The sequence below is a fragment of the Mitsuaria sp. BK037 genome, assembly GCF_014193045.1.
Classification (GTDB): Bacteria; Pseudomonadota; Gammaproteobacteria; order Burkholderiales; family Burkholderiaceae_C; genus Roseateles.
On record NZ_JACHYS010000001.1, the window covers coordinates 1737497 to 1756877 of the forward strand.

The window sequence follows — 19381 nt, forward strand, 5'->3', positions numbered from 1 at the left end:
CCGCGCCATCCCGCGCACCCTTCTCCCCGCATCACGGCGTCAACCGCGCCCAAGAGGACCCGATGAAACAGAACAGCGCCGCCGTCGAAGATCTCCTGTCCACCCAACGCGACCGTGTGCTCGCCGAATGGCAGGCCGAACTCGCCGCCAGCGGCCGCGCGCTGGCCAGCGAAGGCCGCGAGACCGGCGAACTGCTGGACGCCCTCCTCGCCGGCGTGCGCGCCACCGGCAACACCGAGAACTTCGACGATGCGCCCTGGGCGCCTTTGCGCGAGGTGCTGGCGAGCCTGTCGCGCTCGCGCGCCGCCCAGGGATCGACCGCCGCCGACACCAGCCGCTTCGTGCTGGCGCTCAAGAAGCCGCTGTTCGCCGGCCTGCAACGCCGCTTCAGCGACCAGCCGGCCGCACTCGTGGACGCCACCTGGGAGGTGTCCTCGCTGCTGGACCACATGGCGCAGCACACCGTCAGCACCTACCAGCGCAGCCGCGAGGACATCATCGCCCGCCAGCAGCAGGAGCTGCTGGAGCTCTCCACCCCGGTCGTCAAGCTGTGGGACGGCGTGCTGGCGGTGCCGATGATCGGCACGCTCGACAGCGGCCGCACCCAGCTGGTCATGGAGACGCTGCTGCAGCGCATCGTGGAGACCGGCTCCGCGCTGGCGATCATCGACATCACCGGCGTGCCGACCGTCGACACGCTGGTCGCGCAGCATCTGCTCAAGACCGTCACCGCCATCCGGCTGATGGGCGCGGACGCGATCATCAGCGGCATCCGGCCGCAGATCGCGCAGACCATCGTGCACCTGGGCATCGACCTGGAAGGCATCACGACCAAGGCGACGCTGGCCGACGCGCTGGCGCTGGCGATGCGACGCGCCGGCTTCGTCGTCTCCAGGGCCAAGGCCGCCCCGGGCGCCATGAGCGGAACGGCCGGCACGGGCGGCGCCGCATGACGACGCGCATCCCCATCCTGCGCATGGGCAGGACGCTGCTGGTCACCATCCAGGTCGACCTGCAGGACCAGACCGCGATGGCGCTGCAGGACGACCTGGCCAACCGCATCCAGGAGACCGGCGCGACCGGCGTGCTGATCGACATCTCCGCGCTGGAGATCGTCGACTCCTTCATCGGCCGCATGCTGGCCGGCATCTCCGGCATCGCCCGGGTGCTGGGCGCCAACTCGGTGGTCGTCGGCATGCAGCCGGCGGTGGCCATCACGCTGGTGGAGCTGGGCCTGTCGTTGCCGGGCGTGAGCACCGCGCTGGACGTCGAGCGGGGCATGGCGCTGCTGCGCCGCGCCGACGCCCTGGCGCAGGCCGGGCTGGACGAGGATGAGGCCGCATCGACCGACGACATCGAGGAGCCGCCCGGTGCCGGCCGCTGAGTCCGCCGGCGCGCTGCCGATCCGCGTCGAGTCCGACATCGTGCTGGCGCGCCAGCTGGTGCGGCGCCTGACGCAGGAGCTGCGCTTCTCCCTGGTCGACCAGACCAAGATGATCACCGCGGCCAGCGAGCTGTCGCGCAACACGCTGATCTACGGCGGCGGTGGCGAGATGGCCTGGCAGTTCGTCCAGGCCGGCGTGCGCACGGGCCTGCAACTTGCCTTCGTCGACCAGGGGCCGGGCATTCCGGACCTGGAGCTGGCGATGAAGGATGGATGGACCTCGGGCAACGGGATGGGCATGGGCCTGTCCGGCAGCAAGCGGCTGGTGAACGACTTCGAGATCGAGTCCGGGCCCGGACGCGGCACGCGCGTGACGATCACGCGCTGGAAGTAGCCATGCGTCCGCTTCGTCGCTTCCCCATCGACGACGTCAGTCAGGTGGGCGAGGCCCGGCGGGCCGCGCAGGCGCTGGCCACCGAACTGGGCTTCGACGCGGACGCCGCCGGCCGGCTGGCCCTGGTGGTGACCGAGCTCGGCACCAACCTGGTCCGGCACGTCGGCCCCGGCCGCAAGGCCGAATTGCTGGTCGGCCCCGACGTCGCGCGCGATGGGGGCCCGCCCGCCGTGCAGGTGCTGGCCATGGACCAGGGCGACGGCATGGACCTCGAGCGCTGCCTGCGCGACGGCTACAGCACCGGCGGCTCGTCCGGCACGGGCCTGGGCGCGATCCGGCGCCAGGCCGACCGCTTCGGCGCGTTCTCGGCGCCTGGCCGGGGCACGGTCATCGCCACCCGCCTCGCGGTGCGGGGCGAGCGCACGTCCGTGCCCGCGCGCCCTGCGGCCTTCGACATCGCCGGGCTGTCGCTCGCGGCGCCCGGCGAGTCGGTGAGCGGCGACGCCTGGGCCCTGCGCCGCGACGGCACGCAGTGGTCGCTGGCGCTGGCCGACGGCCTCGGGCACGGGCCCGACGCGGCCACGGCGGCGGATCGGCTGATGGCGCTGCTGGGCGAGGCGGCGCCGGGCCTGCTGGCCTCGCCGGCCGCCTTCCTGGACAGCGCGCACGAGCCGCTGCGAAGCACGCGCGGCTGCGCCGCCGCGATGGTCGCGCTCGATGAAGGCGGCGCGTCGCTGCGCTTCGGCGGCGCCGGCAACGTCATCGGGCGCCTGATCTCCGGCGTGGCCGACCGCTCGCTGCTATCGCAGCACGGCACGCTCGGCCTGCAGGTGCGACGCCTGCAGGATGTGGTCTACGATTGGCCGCCCCACGCGGTGCTGGTGCTGCACTCCGATGGCATCGTCAGCCGCTGGTCGCTGGCGGACACGCCCGGCCTGCTGCAGGCCGACCCGGCGGTCATCGCCGGATGGATCGCCCGGGACCACCTGCGCGGACGGGACGACGCGACCGTCGTCGTGGTGCGCCGCCATGAAGGACCATGACGGACGATGAAGGACCGTGAGGACAGCGAGACAGTGAGGACAGTTGTCACAGTTGGAACGCGCATGACGCCCATGAACGACACCACGACCATCGCTCCGGATGTCGCCGCGCTGCAGGCCGCGCTGGCCGCGGCCCGCGCCCAGGTCGAGGCCTTGCAGAGCGAACTCGACGAGACCAACCGCGGCGTGCTGGCGCTGTACGCGGAGCTGGACACGCAGGCCCAGCAGCTGCGCCAGGCGACCGAGCTCAAGAGCCGCTTCCTCGCCTACATGAGCCATGAGTTCCGCACGCCGATCTCGTCGATCCGCAGCCTGACGCGGCTGCTGCTCGACCGCATCGACGGCCCGTTGACGCTGGAGCAGGAACGGCAGATCAACTTCATCCGCACCACGTCGGAGGAATTCGCCGACATGGTCAACGACCTGCTCGACCTGGCCAAGGTCGAGGCCGGCCGCATCGACATCTCGCCGGCCTGGTTCGAGCTGGTCGACCTGTTCGCGGCGCTGCGCGGCATGTTCAAGCCGGTGCTGGTCAACCCGGAGGTGCAGCTGGTCTTCGAGGAGCCGCAAGGCGTCTCGCAGCTCTTCACCGACAACGCCAAGCTGTCGCAGATCCTGCGCAACTTCATCTCCAACGCGCTGAAGTTCACCGCGCAGGGCGAGGTGCGCGTCAGCGCGGTGGTGGGCGACGGTCCGGACGGCGCGGACGAGGTCACCTTCTCCGTGCGCGACACCGGCATCGGCATCGCGCCGGAATTCCACGGCGCGATCTTCCAGGACTTCGCCCAGATCGACTCGCCGATCCAGAAGCGCCTGCGCGGTACCGGCCTGGGCCTGTCGCTCAGCAAGCGGCTGGCGGAGCTGCTCGGCGGCCGCGTCGCGCTGAGCAGCACGCCGGGCGTGGGGTCGGTGTTCTCGGTGACGCTGCCGCTGCAGCTGCCGGGCGCGACCGGCGCGACCGAAGCGCCCACCGACGCGGAGGCCAACGCAGTCAGGGAAGTGCCCGACGCATGAGCGAGCCCCACGCCATCGACCGCTCGCGGCACCGGCTGCTCGTCGTCAACGACGATCCGGTGGGCCGCTACACCACGGTGCGGCTGCTCAACGCGGCCGGTTTCCCGACGCTGGAAGCCGCCACCGGCGCCGAGGCGCTGCGCGCCGCGGAGCAGCGGCCGTCCGCCGTCGTGCTGGACATCCACCTGCCCGACATCGACGGCTTCGAGCTGTGCCGCCGCCTGCGCGCCCAGGCCAGCACCTTCCGTATGCCGGTCATCCACCTGACCGCCGCCTACCTCACCGACGAGGACAAGGTCCGCGGCCTGGACGCCGGCGCCGATGCCTACCTCACCCACCCGGTCGAGCCGGCGGTGCTGGTGTCCACCATCCAGGCGCTGGTGCGCACCCGCGAGGCCGAAGAGGCGATGCGGCGCAGCGAGGCCAAGTTCCGCGCCGTCTACGCGCAGGCGCCGATCGGCATCTGCCTGCTGCGGGCCGGCGACAGCACGCTGCTGGAAGCCAATCCCGCGATGCTGGCGCTGCTGGGGCTCGGCGCCGACCAGGGCGAAGCGGTCGCGGGCCGCCCGCTGACCGACTTCGTCGCCAGCGATGACCTAGGCGCCGCGCGCGGTTTCATCGCGATGCTCGGCAGCGAGGGCGCGCGCGCGGAGTTCCCGCTGCGCTCGAGCGGCGGCCGCGCGGTGCCGGTCGAATGGACCGCCTCGCCGCCGATCGAGCCCGGCATCTGCATGGCGATGGCCTCGGACATCTCGCAGCGCCAGCTGCTGGCGCGGCAGCGCCAGGAACTGCTCGACCGCGAGCGCGTCGCGCGCGGCGAGGCCGAGCGGCTCTCGCGCATGAAGGACGACCTGATCGCGGTGCTGTCGCACGAGCTGCGCACGCCGCTGAACGCGATCATGGGCTGGACGCACGTGCTGCAGCGGCACAGCCCGCCGGAGCTGCTCGTCAAGGGGCTGGCGGCGATCGACCGCAACGTGTCGATCCAGGCGCGGATGATCACCGACATCCTGGACATGTCCCGGCTCAACATCGGCAAGCTGCCGCTGGCGCGCGAGCGCGTCGAGGCCGGCGCGGTGCTGCGCGAGGCGGCGGCGGTGGTCCAGCACACGCTCGACGAAAGCGGCCACCGGCTGGCGCTGGACCTGCGGGACGAGGCCACGCCACTGCTGGCCGACAGCGGGCGGGTGCAGCAGGTGATCTGGAACCTGATGGGCAACGCCGCCAAGTTCTCGCCGCGCGGCAGCACGATCACCCTGACGCTGCGAGCCGCCGACGGCGGCGTGCGCGTGGAGGTCCGCGACGAGGGCCAGGGCATCGCGCCGGAGTTCCTGCCCCATGTCTTCGACCGCTTCACCCAGAGTGACGCGGCCAGCAGCCGCCAGCACGGCGGGCTCGGCCTGGGGCTGGCAATCGTCAAGAGTCTGGTGGAGGCGCATGGCGGCTGGGTGGAGGTCCACAGCGAAGGGCGTGGGCGCGGCGCGGCCTTCCGCTTCTGGCTGCCCGGTGCCGACAACGCGCCGCCCGACGTGGACACCGGCCCCGGCATGCTGAGCGCCTTCGGCGCCCTCGGCGAGGCCGCCACCGGCGACGCGCCGGCGATCGTGCTGCCGGGCCTGCGGGTGCTGGTCGTGGACGACGACGTGGACGCCGGCGCGATGCTGAAACTGATCCTGGGCGAGCGCGGCGCGCAGGTGACCGTGGTCCACGGCGCGGACGAGGCGCTGCTGGCCCTGGCCGGCAACGCCTTCGACCTCTTGATCAGCGACATCGGCATGCCGGGTCGCGACGGCTACGACCTGGTGCGGGACATCCGCGGCCTCGAGCCGCCCGGCGAGCGGCTGCCGGCGATCGCGCTGACCGCCTTCTCGCGCGACGTGGACCGGCAGCAGGCGCTGCAGGCCGGCTTCGACGCCCACCTGGCCAAACCGCTCAAGCCGCCGCTGCTGATGCGGCTGGTGGCGCAGATCACCCGCGCGGACGTGGGCTGAGGCGCGCCGCGACCCGGCGCCGGATCAGCCGCCGCCCGGCGGCGCGGCGCGCAGCGACAGGCCCAGCCAGAAGGCGCGGCCCGGCGCCGGCTCGTAGAAGCGGCCGTTGCCGTCGTTGACGATCACGCTGCCGGCGTAGCGACGGTCGGCCAGGTTGTCGATGCGGGCGGTCAGCTCGGCGCGCAGCGCGCCGACGGTCCAGCCGTGACGCGCCCGCAGGTTGAGCACGCCGTAGCCGGCGGCCCATTCGCTGTTGAGGTCGTTGACCGCGGTGCGCTTGACGCCGCGCCATTCGACCGCCCACTCGCCGTCGCGCGCCGTCTCGAAGGGCCGCCAGGCCAGCTCGGCGTAGGCGCTGCCGCCGTTGGTTCCGGCGATGCGATTGCCTGAGGGCACCGCCACGTTCGCGGATGGACAGGGCGTGCCGACACAGGTCAGGAATCCATCGCGGTATCGCGCCTTCAGCGTGCCGAGCGCCAGTTGGGCCCGCCAGCGCGGCGTCGCGTCCCAGCTGCCCGCCAGCTCCACGCCGCTGCGCCGGGTGCGACCGACGTTCTGGAAGCTCGACCGCCCGCCGCTGTTGGACAGCACGCCGATCTCATCGCGCGTCGCGACATGGAACACCGCGGCGTCCAGCGAGACCGTCCCCGCGCGCCACTTGGCGCCCAGTTCCTGCTGCGTGCTCTCCTGCGGCCGCAGTCCCGCGTTGAAGCCGCCCTGCCCGTCCGCCCGGTAGGCGAACTCGTTGAGCGTCGGCGATTCGAAGCCGCGGCCGACTGCGGCATGCAGCAGCAGCGCCGGCGTCAGTCGCCATCCGAGTCCGACGGCCGGCGTCGCGTAGCGGTAGCGCATCGCGCCCGAGTCGTCGCCGTTGCTCAGGAAGCGGTCGCGCGCGGCCAGGCGCACGCGACCGGCGCGCAGGCCGGCGCTGGCGTCCAGCGTCGCCGTCAGCGGCAGTTCCAGCTGCGCGTAGGCCTCACGGGTGATCGCCTCGTTGCCCTCGTCGCGGCGCAGCGCGCCGGTGACGCCCAGGCGCTGGGCCGCGCCGCTGCCGACGAAGTTCTCGTAGCCCTGGCGGTCGTCCTCCTGGCGTTCCGTGTTCACGCCGGTGACCAGCGTCGCCGCGCCGACGCGCCACAGCGCCCGCGCGTCGATGCCGTCGTAGTCGCGGCTGAAGTCGACCACGCCGCCGCCGCTGCCCGGCGGCGTCTGCGCGGCGACCGGAATGGACTGCCACTGCGTCACCGCGCGCCGGCCCGCATAGGCCGTCAGCACGCTTTCCGCCAGGGGACTTGCCGCTTCGAACTGATGACGCCAGCGCAGGCCGAGCTGCGTCTGCCGGGCGTTCTTGCGGGTGTTGAACTGCGTCGCCGACGCCGCGGTCTGGTCCGGATCGGCGGCGAGCTGCGCGGCGGTCAGTCCCAGTGGGTCCTGCGCGCGCTGGTCGATGTCGCTGAGCAGCATCAGCACCTGGTCGCGCGCGCCGGTCCAGGCCAGACGCCCGCTGGCCAGCGTCCGCCTGGCCGCGCTGTGCGGCCGGCTGCCGTCGGTCTCCAGGTGGGACGCGCCCAGTCGCGCCTCCCAGCCGTCGCCGAAAGGCGTGCCGGCCTGGAGCCGCGTCTGGCGCAGGCCGGCGCTGCCGGCGTCCAGGTCCAGTTCCGCGAATCGCTCGCGCACCGGCGCGCTCACCAGCGCGATCACGCCGCCCGAGCTGTTGCCGTACAGGGCGGTGAAGGGCCCGCGCAGCACCTCCACCCGCGCGGCGGAGGCCAGGTCGAAGTGCGTCACCTGCCCCTGGCCATCGGGCATCGTGGCCGGGATGCCGTCGGTGTACAGGCGCAGCCCGCGCACGCCGAACGGGGCTCGCGCGCCGAAGCCGCGCGACGACAGCTGCAGGTCCTGCGCGTAGTTCTGTCGGTTGTTGGCGGTGAGGCCGGGCACGCGATTCAAGGCCTCGGACAGATGGATGCCGGGGCCGGCGCCGCGCAGCGTGTCGGCGTCGACCACCGACGCCGCGTAAGGCGCGTCCTGCAGCGCGCGCTCGGACGTGCTGCCGGTGACCACCACCGCCGGCAGCGCGGCCGGCTGTCCCTGCGCCACGGCCAGTCCCCATCCCCACAGCGCCGCGGCGCCTATCCATTCCCTCGTCGATCGCATGAAGTCCCCGGTGAATGACGGACCGCGACGATACGCGGCCCGGCGCCCGAGGGAGCAATCGGGATGCCAGCGGCGTGCGACGCGCGCCAGGTCCGGGCACCTCGCTTGCTGGACCGCACGAGGTGCCGCGCCCGGACGCGGCGTCCCGGTCCGCGCACGGACCGATCCCGCCTGGAGTCCGCATGAACGACAACACCTTCCGGCGCCTCGCGCGCCCAGCCGCCGCCGGCCTCGCGCTGACGGCCCTCGCCGCCGTCGCGGCGCTCGGCCATCAGGCCGTGCTCGCGCTCGAGGCGCAGACCGCCACGCCGCCCGGCTACGGGCCCAACCCGACGCTGCCCGAGCCGCAAAGGACGCTGGTGCCGACGGTCAAGGTCGCCAAGGCGGTCGGCTGGCCCGCCGGCGGCAAGCCGCAGGCGGCGCCCGGGTTGGCGGTCACGCGCTTCGCCGACAAGCTGGACCACCCGCGCTGGCTGCACGTGCTGCCCAACGGCGACGTGCTCATCGCCGAGACCAACGCGCCGGAGCGCCCCGACGACGGCAAGGGTCCCAAGGCCTGGATCACCAAGCAGTTCCAGAAGAAGGCCGGCGCCACGCCCAAGAGCGCCAACCGCATCACGCTGCTGCGCGACACCGACGGCGACGGCGTCGCCGACCAGCGCTTCGCCTTCGCCGAGGGCCTGAACTCGCCCTTCGGCATGGCGCTGATCGGCAACAACTTCTACGTCGCCAACACCGACGCGGTGGTCCGTTTCCCCTACGCGAGCGGGCAGACCCGGTTGGCCGGCGCGCCGGTCAAGGTGGCGGACCTGCCGGGCGGCACGATCAACCACCACTGGACCAAGAGCCTGATCGCCAATGCCGAGGGCACCAAGCTCTACGCGGGCATCGGTTCCAACAGCAACATCGCGGAGAACGGCCTGGAGAACGAGCAGCGTCGCGCCGCGATCCTGGAGATCGACCTGCAGAGCGGCGCCTCGCGCGTCTTCGCCTCGGGGCTGCGCAACCCGGTGGGCCTGGCCTGGGAGCCCACCAGCAAGGCGCTGTGGGTGGCGGTGAACGAGCGCGACGAGCTCGGCGACGACCTCGTGCCCGACTACATCACCTCGGTGCGCGACGGCGGCTTCTACGGCTGGCCCTACAGCTGGTACGGCCGGCACGTCGACGAGCGGGTCAAGCCGCAGCGGCCGGAGCTGGTCGAGCAGGCGCTGGTGCCGGACTACGCGGTCGGCGCGCACACGGCCTCGCTGGGGCTGGCCTCGGCGGATGGCAACAAGCTCACGCAGGACTATGCGCACGGCATGTTCATCGGCCAGCACGGCTCCTGGAATCGCAAGGTGCCCGCGGGCTACAAGGTCGTCTTCGTGCCCTTCGTCGGCGCCAAGCCCAGCGGCATGCCGATCGACGTGCTGACCGGCTTCCTCGACGCCAAGGGCCAGGCGATGGGCCGGCCGGTGGGCGTGGCGATCGATCGCCAGGGCGCGCTGCTGGTGGCGGACGACGTCGGCAACGCGATCTGGCGCGTGACGGCGGCCGGCGCCGCCGGGCCTCGCGCGGCCTTCCCGGCCGCGGCCGGCGCGGCCAGCACGCCGGCTTCCCGCTGAGGAGCCGCGCATCGGGCGCCGTCGCGCCCTTCCCTTTCGAGGGCGGCATTGGAGAATGGCACTTGGGTGCCATTTTCATTTTTATGCGCAATATATTGCCAATCTCTTGAAGCCGATCTGGCAATAAACTACGGTTTAACCATCGATCAGCAATTCATTACCATGCTCACCCTCCCGGAAATCGCCGGCACCCTGCGCGATGCCGCCAAGCGCAACGGCTGGACGCAGGCGCGTCTGGCGGAATCGTCCGGCGTGTCGCCGCGCACGCTGACCCATGTGCTCAGCGGCGAGGAGGACTTCCGTCTCACCACGCTGATGGCGCTGGCCGACCGGTTGGGACTGGAGTTGCTGCTGGTGCCCAAGGGCGCGGCGCGGGCACTGGGCGCAGGCGAGGAACTCGGCCCGCCGGTCCGGTCCGTCGTCACCGAGGCGCTGGACGCGCTGCACGCGCCCGCCGGGTCCTCCGCCGCCAAGGGGCCGCGATGAACGTCAAGGCGCTGGCCATCCACCTGGGGGAGCTCCGCCTGGGCGTGCTGTTCCAGTACGCCCTGCCCGGTGCGGCGGTCACCAACCGCTTCGTCGCCGACGAGGACCTGGTCGCGCGCGCCGGCGCCGTCATGCCCACGCTGTCGCTGTCGATGCGCGCGGCCACGCCGCAGGCGCAGGCGGCGGTCTGGCGCGACATCCGGTCCGCCAGCTTCAACGGTCGCCACTCCGCGAAGAACGGCTGGCTGCTGCCGGCCTTCTTCCAGAACCTGCTGCCCGAGGGCGTCTTCCGCGACCACGTCGCCGCGCTGCGCCAGTGCGCCCCGACCGACCACTTCGAGATGCTGGCCGCGTGCGGCAAGGATCTGCCCGGCAAGGTCCACGCGCTGCCGGTGGCGTTGTCGCGGGACGAGCTCGCCCGCTACGTGACCCAGGGCCAGGACGCGCTGGAGATGTCGGTCACCGCCGATCCGCTCGAGGAAGGCGTGTCGCTGTCGGGCGTGCAGCCCAAGCTCGGCGTGATCCGCGATGGCGACCGCTACGTCGGCCGCACCAAGGACCACGACACCCACATCATCGCCAAGCTGCCGGTCGTCGGGCAGCCGCTGCTGCCGGAGGTCGAGGACCTGACGCTGCGCCTGGCGCGCGCGGCCGGCGTGGACACCTGCGACGCGGCGCTCGAGCCGCTGGAGCGCCTGGGCCTGCCGCATGGCTACGACCTCGGCGACGCGACGGGGCAGACCCGCTTCCTCGCGGTGACGCGCTTCGACCGCTCGCCGGCCGGGCGCATCCACGTCGAGGACTTCGCCCAGATCCTGGGCCGCATGCCGGAGGACAAGTACGGCGGTGGCCCCGACGGACGCCCGGTGACCTACCTCGACATCGCCGCGGTGCTGATGGCCGAGCCCTCGATGGGGCAGCCGGCGGTGCATGAGCTGCTGCGCCGGCTGGTGGTCAACGAGATGGTCGGCAATGCCGACATGCATCTGAAGAACCTCGGCGTGCGCTACCTCGACGGCCTCACGCCGACGTTCTCGCCGGCCTACGACCTGGTCGCCTACGCGGTGTACCACCGCCTGCGCGGCCATGCGCTGCTGATCCTGCCGCCGGAGTACCTGCCGCGGGCCGCGCGGGCTTCCGAAGGCGCGGCGACGGCGCCGCAGTCGATGTCGCCGGCGCTGCTGCAGGCCTTCTGCGACCGGCTGCGCATCCCGGTCAAGCCGGCGGAGCAGGCGATCTCGCGCTGCGTCAAGGCGGCCTTCGCGCACTGGCCCGAAATGATCGAGGCGTCCCTGCTGACCGCGCAGCAGAAGCAGCGGCTGCTGGCGCACTTCCAGGCGCATGAGCTGGTGGCATCGCTGGCGCGACGCGCGGCACGCACCGCCGCAAAGGCCCAGACGGCCCAGTCTGTCCAGACGGCACAGGCATCCCCGACGGCCCCCATGGCCGAACGCCACGACGGCGAGGCGGCCTCGGGCTGAGGCCCATGGACGCTCAGGCGTCCTGCTGCCGCTCGTATTCCGCGCTCTCCTGGGCGAGTTCGTCGCGCCACTGCCGTTCCAGCTCGTCGCGACGGCGCCGCAGCGCGGTCGACAGGGACGACCAGTCCACCGATGAGGCGTGCGTCAGCCGCGGCAGGATGCCCTGCTCCACGTCCTTGGCGTGATGGCTGACGTAGCGGCCCAGCACGCCGACCAGGGGCGCGAACTGCGCGTCGTCCGCGCGCATGCGCCGCAACTGCGACATCAGGATGCGCACGACCAGGTGCTCGATCTCGGCCTCGTTGATCAGCCGGCGCTCCACGGCGCCGACCTCCGGACACTTGCGCACCGCCGGGTAGAACAGCTCTTCCTCCAGCGTCGCATGCACCGTCAGCAGCGCGCAGGTGCGGCGCACCAGCGCCTCGCAGGACTCGTGGTCCCCCAGCGCCCAGAGCCGGTCGAACTGGTGGAAGGCGTGCTGCGCGCGCTGGTGGTCGTCGATCAGGAGGGCCACGACCTCATCCCGCGCCATCAGGTCGGCGCGGAACTCGGTCCTCGGCAGGACATGGGCTCTCATGCCGGTTCCCCTTGCTCGAGGCACTCCGCCAGCGGCTGCGCCAGGCGTTGCCTGGCCGGCGTGGCGTGGTCGTCGTGATAGCGCCGGGGGCCGTCGGGGTGGACGCCTGGATCGTCCGGATGCTCATGGGGCGCCTGCTCTGGGCCGGGCGCGGGCGGCTCCGCGGGCGCGGTTTCTTCGGAGCGCTTCGGCGCCTCGGTCGGGCCTGGCGCGGGCGGCGAGGCGGCGTCCGGCCCCTCCCACAACTGCTGCCAGGACGACTCCCCGAGCGCCTGCGCATCGAGCGGCGCTTCGCCGAGTGCCTCGATCACGCCCAGGGTCCGCAACTCGCCGCTGAGCGGATCGCGGCGGCGGAAGCGCCGGTCGCGCACGCGGTAGAGGTGCAGGTCGGCGCCGATCATCCGGTACTCGCGCACATGCCCGTCGCCATGCGGCAGATCGTCGGCGCAGAACGGCCGCGGCAGCTCGCCGGCATCGGCCGGCAGCACCGCGTGGTTCCACTGGATCGGGTCGTCGAGCAGCGACTGCGGGGTCAGGCCGAGCAGCCCTTCCACCGAGGCGCTGACATGCAGCAGGCGTTGACTCGCGACGTCGGCGCACCACACCAGGTGCCAGGGCGTCTCGAAGGCCTTGTCGTTCATGAGGCGGGTCTCCTTGGAACTTCCGGAGGGCGGGTGGCGCGGGCGGGGAACCGCCTTCGACAGGCTCCGGGCAATCGCGGTGCCGTCCCCGATCCGGGGACAGCGGCCGCGCATCGCCCCCCCCGGCGCGCCGCTCGGAGCGCGCTGGGGGAACCGGCGTCGGAGCCAAGGTCGAAGGCGGCATGGAAGGCGGCGTCGGGCTGATCCTCAAATGGCGCCCACGCTGCCGGTCACCGGCAGCACGATGCCAGTCACGTAGCCCGAGCACACGGGCGAGGCGAGGTAGACGTAGGCCGGCGACAGCTCCTCGGGCTGCGCGGCGCGTTTCATGTCGCTGGTGGCGCCGAACTCGGACACCTTCTTGGCGGGCGAGTCGGCCGGGTTGAGCGGCGTCCACACCGGCCCGGGCGCGACCGCGTTGACGCGGATGCCTTGCGGCAGCAGGTTCTGCGCCAGCGACTTGGTGAAGGCATGGATCGCGCCCTTGGTCGAGGCGTAGTCCAGCAGCGTCGCGCTGCCGCGCAGGCCCACCACCGAGCCGGTGTTGATGATGCTCGCGCCCTGCTTCAGGTGCGGCAGGGCCGCCTGGGCCATGTGGAAGTAGCCGAAGATGTTGGTCCGGAAGGTCAGCTCCAGCCGTTCCTCGGTCAGGTCGGCCAGCGTCTCGGCGTGCTCCTGGAAGGCCGCGTTGTTGACCAGCACGTCCAGCCGTCCGAAGCGCTGCACGACCTTCTGCACTGCTTGCCGACAGAACTCCCGGTCCTGCACGTCGCCCTTGATCAGCTCGCACTGGCGGCCCTCGGCCTCCACATGGCTGGCGGTCTTGCGCGCGTCCTCGTCCTCGCTGAGGTAGACGATGGCCACGTCCGCGCCCTCGCGGGCGAACAGCACCGCCACCGCGCGCCCGATGCCGGAGTCCCCGCCGGTGACGATCGCCGTCATGCCCTCGAGCTTGCCGCTGCCGCGGTAGTCCGGCGCCAGGAAACGCGGTGCGAGGTCGAGATCGCCCTCCTCGCCCGGCTTGTCCAGGTGTTGCGTGGGGAAGCGGCTGGGCTGCTCGCGCGCGCCGGCCTGCACCGGCTCGTCCTTCGAGGACTTCCTGCCGGCTTCCTTGGCCTGCTTCTCCTGGTCCTTGACGTCCTGCTGATGCTGCACGTGCTGCTGCTTCTCCACGGTGTCCTTCGCGGTCTTCGTCGTCATGGGGTACTCCTTGGGAACGGTCGTCGATGCCGGGATTCGGCAAGCGCCGGACCGGGCTGCGCGCCTCCATGGCGGCGAAGCCGCCACTTGAAACCGGGCGCGCCGCTTGCAGGCACCCGTGCGACACAAGGACCGCTCATGACGCCATTCGCTCCGCCGCTCCACGCCCACACGGTGCCGCCCAGCCCGCCGCATCCGAACGAGGTGCCTTTCGTGCCGCCGCCGCCGCACGGCCCCACGCCGGAGCCGGACGACCAGCCGCCCGACGTCATCGACCCGCCCATCCCTGGCGAGAACCCGATCCCGGTGCGCGAGCCGCCCTACATGCCGCCGCCCACCGCCATCAACTGACTTCGGGCGGCTGGGCGAGCGGGCGAATCGCGGGCGGCGCGTTCGGAGAGAGGCGCGCACCAGCATCGGGCGGCACGGCGATTGCCAATGACAGGGGCTTGTTTCCCTCTGTCACAGGAGTCGCCTTTGAATGCATTGCTGCTCCCGGCGCTGCGCCGGGCATGCGCCGACGGCGTGTTGGCCAGCCTGTTCTCGGGGCTGGCGCTGTTGCGCGGCAGCCGGTCCGACCATGCCCATCTGGTCGGTCGTTCCGAGTACCGCGTCGGCCGTCCGCCGCTGAAATCCTCCGCCGCCAACCTTTTGCTACACACCGCCACCGGCCTGGTGTGGGGCGCGCTCTACGACCGCCTGCGGGCCCTGCGTGACCGCCCCACCCGCGGCAACGCCGTCACCGACGCGCTGCTGCTCACGGCCGTCGCCGTCGGCGTCGACCGCGTCGTCGCGCCCAGCGTGCTCACCCCTGGCGCCGACAAACGCGCCACCGCCGCCGGCACGCGCCCGCCTTCGGCGATGAGCCTGCTGATGATCTACGGCGGCTTCGCGGCCGGCCTGGCGCTGGGCGGCATGCACGCGCTGCGCGACCATCCCCGCGCCAGCGCGGACGCTGAGAACGACAGCGACTACGGCGACTACGACGAGGACTTCGACGTCCTGGCAGACCCTGCGCCCCGACGCGCAGGCAGCCGCGCATGAAGTCGCTGCATCTCCAGATCCGTTTCCTGGTTCCGCTGCTGATCACGCTGACCGTCGCGGCGCTGCTGGCGCTGCCGCTGCTGGACCGGATGACGCTGCGCTGGTTCTCGCGCGACCTGAGCGCCCGCGGCGAGATGGTCGCCAAGACCCTCTCCGTCGCCATCGCCGACATCGATCCCACCGCCAAGCGCGACCGCCTGCGCAACCTGCTCGAGCGCGGCGTGCTCGACGAGCGCCTGGTGGGCATCGCCATGTGCGCGGCCGACGGCACGCAGGTGCTCAGCACCAAGGGCTTCCCCGACACGCTGGGCTGCAAGGAGGCCGAGATCACCGCCGCGCGCAAGGATCCGCGGCTGGAGCTGGCCAGCGGCGCGGTGCACGTGGGCGTCTTCCCGGTCAATCCGCAGCAGGCCGACTCCGACCGCCTCGTGCTGCTGCACGACCTGAGCCTGCCCGACCGCCGCAGCCTGGACACGCGGCGCTACATGATCATCTTCATCACGGTGCTGGGCCTGGCGGTCGCGGGCATCACGATGGTCGTGGCGCAGCTGAGCTGGCGCGGCTGGGTCTCCGGCATGCGCGCGATCCTGCGCGGCGAGGGCCTGGTGCGGCCGCTGCTGGGCGGCGCCGCTTCCGACGGCAGTGGCCCGCAGACCGCGCCGCCCGAGCTGCAGCCGCTGGAGGTCGAGATCCGGCAGCACATCCGCGAACTCGAGGACAACCTCTACCGCGAGCACGGCCCGCTCACGCCCTGGGACCCCGACCGCCTGCGCGGCCTGCTGCGCACGCAGCTGCGCGGCGACCAGGTCATCGTCGTCTCCAACCGCGAGCCCTACATCCACCAGCGCGGCCCGGGCGGCATCTCGGTCAGCCGGCCCGCCAGCGGCCTGGTCACCGCGGTCGAGCCAGTCATGCGCGCCTGCTCCGGCACCTGGATCGCGCACGGCAGCGGCAGCGCGGACCAGGACGTCGTCGACGCCAACGACCGCGTCGCCGTCCCGCCCGACACGCAGGAGTACGTGCTGCGCCGCATCTGGCTCAGCGACGAGGAAGAGCGCGGCTACTACCAGGGCTTCGCCAACGAAGGCCTCTGGCCGCTGTGCCACGTCGCCCATGTGCGACCGGTCTTCCGCGAATCCGACTGGGCGCAGTACCGCGCGGTCAACCAGCGCTTCGCCGACGCCGTCGTGGCCGAGGCGCGCGGCGACGACCCCGTGGTCCTGGTGCAGGACTACCACTTCGCGCTGCTGCCGGCGATGGTGCGAGAGAAGCTGCCCAAGGCGACGATCATCACCTTCTGGCACATCCCCTGGCCCAACCCGGAGTCCTTCGGCATCTGCCCGTGGCGGCGCGAGTTGCTGCAGGGCATGCTGGGCAGCACCATCCTCGGTTTTCACACCCGCTTCCACTGCAAGAACTTCACCGAGACCGTGGACCGCTACCTGGAGGCCCGCATCGAGCACGAGCACTCCACCATCAGCTACCAGGGCGAGCCCACGCTGGTGCAGAGCTACCCCATCTCCATCGCCTGGCCGACCGACGAGGAGCGCGCCGGCTGGCCCTCGCCGGCGGACGCGCGCGCGGCGGTCTTCGAGCGGCTGGGCCTGGCGCCCGACACCGTCATGGCGGTCGGTGTCGACCGCTTCGACTACACCAAGGGCATCCTGGAGCGGCTGCACGCGGTCGAGCGCCTGCTCGAGAAGTACCCGCAGTGGCAGGGCCGCTTCGTCCTCGTGCAGGTCGCCGCGCCCACGCGCAGCGCACTGGAGGAATACCGCGAGTTCCAGGACCGCATCCACCGCGTCACCGAGCGCATCAACCTGCGCTTCGGCGGCGCGGGCTACAAGCCGGTGCTGCTGCTGGCCGAGCACCACGACCACTCGGCCCTGATGGAGCTCTACCGCGCGGCCCACATGTGCGTCGTCACCAGCCTGCACGACGGCATGAACCTCGTCTGCAAGGAATTCATCGCCGCGCGCGACGACGACCAGGGCGTGCTCATCCTCAGCCGCTTCGCTGGCGCCGCGCGCGAGCTGCCGGAGGCGCTGGTCATCAACCCGTACCACGTCGAGGAAACCACCGATGCCTTGCACCGCGCCGCCACCATGCCGCCGCAGGAGCAGCGCGAGCGCATGGCCAGCCTGCGCATGACGGTGCGCGAGTTCAACGTCTACCGCTGGGCCGGCCGCATGTTGACGGACGCCGGCCAGTGGCGGCTGCGCGAGCGCATCACGCGGCGCGTGCAGCGCCGTGCGCGCGAGTCCGGCGAGGAGGCCCTCACGCCATGAAGCCGGTGCGATACCTGCTCGACGCGGAGGGCCGCGCCGCGCTCGCCCGCCTCATGACCCGCCGACCGCTGCTTGGTTTCGATTTCGACGGCACGCTCGCGCCCATCGTCATGCATCCGGACGAGGCGCGCATCCCGGCGCGCACGGCGGCCCTGCTCGCGCGGCTCGCGGAGCGCGTGCCGATCGCGGTCGTCAGCGGCCGCCAGGTCCTGGACGTCCGGCACCGGCTCGGCTTCAAGCCCACGCACATCGTCGGCAACCACGGCGCGGAGGACGAGTTCGACGGCCCGGACCCGCGCCTGGTCACCACGCTCGAGGCCTTCCGGGAACGGGCGCGGCGCCTCGCGCCGATGCTGGCCGACGCGGGCGCGACCATCGAGGACAAGGGCGCCTCGCTCGCCATCCATTACCGCTTGGCGCCCGACCCGGTGCTGGCGCGCGAGGCGATCGCGACGCTCATGCGCGAGTTGCCGCCGGGCGTCGAGGCGGAGCATGGCAAGCGCGTGGTCAACATCCTGGTCGAGAACGCGCCGGACAAAGGCGACGCCATGCAGCGCCTGGCCCGCCGCTACGGTGCCGAGGCTGGTTTCTACGTCGGCGACGACACCAACGACGAGCCTGCCTTCGAGCGTGCGGGCGACGACTGGGTGACGGTGCGCATCGGTCCTCGCCTGGACCACAGCCACGCGCGCTACTACCTCCAGGAGCAGTCGGAGATCGACGAAGTCCTGCGTCTGATGCTCTCGCACCTCGACAGCTCCGGCTCCTACGCGCGCCCCTGACGCCGCACGTGACGTCGCAGGACGTCGGTGCAACGGGCTCAGTCCGACCGGGTCCCCTTTTCGGAACTTAAGGAGGGAATTTGGCGGCCGGGGCGGCCGCCAAAGGAGGGAGATGGAGAAAAGGGGACCCGGTCGGACTGAGCGGCGCTCGGTCTCCGCAGAACCAGCCGCCTTCAAGGCGCCGGCGACGGCGGCAACGAGGGTTTGATGACGGGTGCCGCCGGCGCTGGCACGTCTTCCACAAGCGCCCTCACCCTGGGCAGCGACTGCGGATAGGTTTTCTGCAGCCAGGCGATGAGCCCTTCCCTCAACTCGCATCGCAGGTCGAAGGCTTTCCCGGAGTCTTTCGCGCTGACCAGCACGCGGATCTGCATGGTGCGCTCGGTGGTCTCGACGACCTGCACGCCGCAGACGCGCCCATCCCAATGGGTTGAAGCTTTGCACATCGCCATGGCCTTCTCCCGCAGATCCTGGACTGGGAGCGTGAAGTCGACCCACAGCATGACGGTGCCGAGGATGCTGGCGCTGGTGCGCGTCCAGTTCTGGAACGGGTGTTCGATGAACCATTGCAGCGGGATGACGAGCCGGCGTTCATCCCAGACCTTGAGCACGACGTAGGTGGAGGTGATTTCCTCCACCCGTCCCCATTCGCCTTCGATGATGAGCACGTCGTCGAGCCGGATGGGTTGGGCCATGGCGATCTGCAGGCCGGCGAGCAGGTTCCCGAAGACCGTGCGTGCGGCCAGGCCGAAGACGAGGCCGGCGATGCCGGCGGAGGCCAGCAGGCTGGCGCCGACCTGTTTCGCGCGGGGGAAGGTCATCAGCACGAAGGCCAGCGCGGTGAGCATCACCGCGCCCTTGGCCACGCGGGCGAGCACCTTGGTCTGGGTCTGGATGCGGCGTGCCGCGAGGTTGTCCTCGACGTCGGCCGGATGCATCAGCGCCACGCCCTGCGCGACGCCGGTGATCGCCCCGGCGCCGACGGCCGCGAGCGCGAGGATGGTCAGCACGCCCAGCAGGTGTTGCACGCCGCCGATGCCGGCGACGGTATCGGGCACGCCCTGGGCGGCGATCAGCAGGCCGATCAGCGGCAATGCCCAGCGCGCGGGGTTGTCGCAGCGTTTCACCACCGCGGTCAGCAGCGGCGAGAAGCGGGTCAGCCGCAGCGCGATCGGCCGCAGGATCGCGTGCAGCAGGAGCGCGCCCGCCACCACGGCCAGTGCGCCGAGCAACAACTGACCCCACAACAGCAGGTCGGCATCGAGGACGTTGAATCGGGTCTTCCAGGCTTGCAT

Annotated in this window: 18 protein-coding genes; 13 read left to right on the forward strand and 5 right to left on the reverse strand. The window is 71.9% G+C overall.

What is annotated here, in order from left to right:
• Window positions 1–62 precede the first annotated feature (62 nt).
• From FHT37_RS07145 to FHT37_RS07170, 6 genes are all read left to right on the forward strand, one after another.
• Window positions 63–953 carry an STAS domain-containing protein gene (locus FHT37_RS07145; protein ID WP_091724768.1) on the forward strand — a complete coding sequence of 297 codons (891 nt, stop codon included), beginning with the start codon at window positions 63–65 and terminating at the stop codon, window positions 951–953.
• A complete protein-coding gene (locus FHT37_RS07150; RefSeq protein ID WP_091724769.1) occupies window positions 950–1384 on the forward strand; it encodes an STAS domain-containing protein in 435 nt (144 codons plus the stop codon). The genes FHT37_RS07145 and FHT37_RS07150 overlap by 4 nt, the downstream gene beginning before the upstream one ends.
• Window positions 1332–1778 (forward strand): anti-sigma regulatory factor, encoded by a 447-nt coding sequence (locus FHT37_RS07155; RefSeq protein ID WP_183479801.1) that lies wholly within the window; start codon window positions 1332–1334, stop codon window positions 1776–1778. Before FHT37_RS07150 ends, FHT37_RS07155 begins: the two co-directional genes overlap by 53 nt.
• Window positions 1779–1780: 2 nt before the next feature.
• Window positions 1781–2821, forward strand: a complete 1041-nt coding sequence (locus FHT37_RS07160) for an ATP-binding protein (RefSeq protein ID WP_183479803.1) — start codon at window positions 1781–1783, stop codon at window positions 2819–2821.
• Between the two features lie 72 nt (window positions 2822–2893).
• Window positions 2894–3835, forward strand: a complete 942-nt coding sequence (locus tag FHT37_RS07165) for a sensor histidine kinase KdpD (RefSeq protein ID WP_183481370.1) — start codon at window positions 2894–2896, stop codon at window positions 3833–3835.
• Window positions 3832–5826, forward strand: a complete 1995-nt coding sequence (locus FHT37_RS07170; protein WP_183479805.1) for a response regulator — start codon at window positions 3832–3834, stop codon at window positions 5824–5826. Before FHT37_RS07165 ends, FHT37_RS07170 begins: the two co-directional genes overlap by 4 nt.
• 24 nt (window positions 5827–5850) lie before the next feature.
• On the opposite strand, the gene FHT37_RS07175 is transcribed toward FHT37_RS07170, so the two are convergent.
• The gene (locus tag FHT37_RS07175; RefSeq protein WP_183479807.1) at window positions 5851–7983 is read right to left on the reverse strand and encodes a TonB-dependent receptor; all 2133 of its coding nucleotides are present in this window, start codon (window positions 7981–7983) and stop codon (window positions 5851–5853) included.
• A gap of 182 nt (window positions 7984–8165) precedes the next feature.
• Here FHT37_RS07175 and FHT37_RS07180 point away from each other — a divergent pair, with 182 nt between their 5' ends.
• The 3 genes from FHT37_RS07180 to FHT37_RS07190 all read left to right on the forward strand — a co-directional run bounded on the left by FHT37_RS07180 (window position 8166) and on the right by FHT37_RS07190 (window position 11554).
• Entirely contained in the window at window positions 8166–9587 is a 1422-nt protein-coding gene (locus FHT37_RS07180; RefSeq protein WP_183479809.1) for a sorbosone dehydrogenase family protein, read from the forward strand.
• A gap of 162 nt (window positions 9588–9749) precedes the next feature.
• Window positions 9750–10073 (forward strand): helix-turn-helix transcriptional regulator, encoded by a 324-nt coding sequence (locus tag FHT37_RS07185; RefSeq protein ID WP_183479811.1) that lies wholly within the window; start codon window positions 9750–9752, stop codon window positions 10071–10073.
• Window positions 10070–11554 (forward strand): type II toxin-antitoxin system HipA family toxin, encoded by a 1485-nt coding sequence (locus FHT37_RS07190; RefSeq protein ID WP_183479813.1) that lies wholly within the window; start codon window positions 10070–10072, stop codon window positions 11552–11554. The genes FHT37_RS07185 and FHT37_RS07190 overlap by 4 nt, the downstream gene beginning before the upstream one ends.
• Before the next feature lie 13 nt (window positions 11555–11567).
• Here the strand turns inward: FHT37_RS07190 and FHT37_RS07195 are convergent, their stop codons facing one another.
• From FHT37_RS07195 to FHT37_RS07205, 3 genes are all read right to left on the reverse strand, one after another.
• Window positions 11568–12131 carry a hemerythrin domain-containing protein gene (locus FHT37_RS07195; protein WP_091724777.1) on the reverse strand — a complete coding sequence of 188 codons (564 nt, stop codon included), beginning with the start codon at window positions 12129–12131 and terminating at the stop codon, window positions 11568–11570.
• Window positions 12128–12772: a PAS domain-containing protein gene (locus FHT37_RS07200; RefSeq protein ID WP_091724778.1), complete on the reverse strand. Its 645-nt coding sequence runs from the start codon at window positions 12770–12772 to the stop codon at window positions 12128–12130. The genes FHT37_RS07195 and FHT37_RS07200 overlap by 4 nt, the downstream gene beginning before the upstream one ends.
• 207 nt (window positions 12773–12979) lie before the next feature.
• Window positions 12980–13972 (reverse strand): SDR family oxidoreductase, encoded by a 993-nt coding sequence (locus tag FHT37_RS07205; protein WP_217648416.1) that lies wholly within the window; start codon window positions 13970–13972, stop codon window positions 12980–12982.
• Window positions 13973–14110: 138 nt separating this feature from the next.
• Between FHT37_RS07205 and FHT37_RS07210 the strand changes: the two genes are divergently transcribed.
• The 4 genes from FHT37_RS07210 (at window position 14111) to otsB (ending at window position 18086) form a co-directional block, all read left to right on the forward strand.
• Window positions 14111–14323: a hypothetical protein gene (locus FHT37_RS07210; protein WP_175538128.1), complete on the forward strand. Its 213-nt coding sequence runs from the start codon at window positions 14111–14113 to the stop codon at window positions 14321–14323.
• A gap of 126 nt (window positions 14324–14449) precedes the next feature.
• On the forward strand, window positions 14450–15016 hold the full coding sequence (locus tag FHT37_RS07215; protein WP_183479815.1) for a hypothetical protein: 567 nt from the start codon (window positions 14450–14452) through the stop codon (window positions 15014–15016).
• A complete protein-coding gene (locus tag FHT37_RS07220) occupies window positions 15013–17304 on the forward strand; it encodes a trehalose-6-phosphate synthase (protein WP_147242625.1) in 2292 nt (763 codons plus the stop codon). Before FHT37_RS07215 ends, FHT37_RS07220 begins: the two co-directional genes overlap by 4 nt.
• Entirely contained in the window at window positions 17301–18086 is a 786-nt protein-coding gene (otsB, locus tag FHT37_RS07225; protein WP_183479817.1) for a trehalose-phosphatase, read from the forward strand. Before FHT37_RS07220 ends, otsB begins: the two co-directional genes overlap by 4 nt.
• Before the next feature lie 173 nt (window positions 18087–18259).
• On the opposite strand, the gene FHT37_RS07230 is transcribed toward otsB, so the two are convergent.
• Complete coding sequence (locus tag FHT37_RS07230; protein ID WP_183479819.1) at window positions 18260–19381, reverse strand: mechanosensitive ion channel family protein; 1122 nt, start codon at window positions 19379–19381, stop codon at window positions 18260–18262.

Bases quoted from the DNA above. Each gene is read 5' to 3' on its own strand.
- FHT37_RS07145 (WP_091724768.1), top strand. From the start codon at position 63: ATGAAACAGAACAGCGCCGCCGTCGAAGATCTCCTGTCCACCCAACGC.
- FHT37_RS07150 (WP_091724769.1), top strand. From the start codon at position 950: ATGACGACGCGCATCCCCATCCTGCGCATGGGCAGGACGCTGCTGGTC.
- FHT37_RS07155 (WP_183479801.1), top strand. From the start codon at position 1,332: ATGAGGCCGCATCGACCGACGACATCGAGGAGCCGCCCGGTGCCGGCC.
- FHT37_RS07160 (WP_183479803.1), top strand. From the start codon at position 1,781: ATGCGTCCGCTTCGTCGCTTCCCCATCGACGACGTCAGTCAGGTGGGC.
- FHT37_RS07165 (WP_183481370.1), top strand. From the start codon at position 2,894: ATGAACGACACCACGACCATCGCTCCGGATGTCGCCGCGCTGCAGGCC.
- FHT37_RS07170 (WP_183479805.1), top strand. From the start codon at position 3,832: ATGAGCGAGCCCCACGCCATCGACCGCTCGCGGCACCGGCTGCTCGTC.
- FHT37_RS07175 (WP_183479807.1), bottom strand. From the start codon at position 7,983: ATGCGATCGACGAGGGAATGGATAGGCGCCGCGGCGCTGTGGGGATGG.
- FHT37_RS07180 (WP_183479809.1), top strand. From the start codon at position 8,166: ATGAACGACAACACCTTCCGGCGCCTCGCGCGCCCAGCCGCCGCCGGC.
- FHT37_RS07185 (WP_183479811.1), top strand. From the start codon at position 9,750: ATGCTCACCCTCCCGGAAATCGCCGGCACCCTGCGCGATGCCGCCAAG.
- FHT37_RS07190 (WP_183479813.1), top strand. From the start codon at position 10,070: ATGAACGTCAAGGCGCTGGCCATCCACCTGGGGGAGCTCCGCCTGGGC.
- FHT37_RS07195 (WP_091724777.1), bottom strand. From the start codon at position 12,131: ATGAGAGCCCATGTCCTGCCGAGGACCGAGTTCCGCGCCGACCTGATG.
- FHT37_RS07200 (WP_091724778.1), bottom strand. From the start codon at position 12,772: ATGAACGACAAGGCCTTCGAGACGCCCTGGCACCTGGTGTGGTGCGCC.
- FHT37_RS07205 (WP_217648416.1), bottom strand. From the start codon at position 13,972: ATGACGACGAAGACCGCGAAGGACACCGTGGAGAAGCAGCAGCACGTG.
- FHT37_RS07210 (WP_175538128.1), top strand. From the start codon at position 14,111: ATGACGCCATTCGCTCCGCCGCTCCACGCCCACACGGTGCCGCCCAGC.
- FHT37_RS07220 (WP_147242625.1), top strand. From the start codon at position 15,013: ATGAAGTCGCTGCATCTCCAGATCCGTTTCCTGGTTCCGCTGCTGATC.
- otsB (WP_183479817.1), top strand. From the start codon at position 17,301: ATGAAGCCGGTGCGATACCTGCTCGACGCGGAGGGCCGCGCCGCGCTC.
- FHT37_RS07230 (WP_183479819.1), bottom strand. From the start codon at position 19,381: ATGCAAGCCTGGAAGACCCGATTCAACGTCCTCGATGCCGACCTGCTG.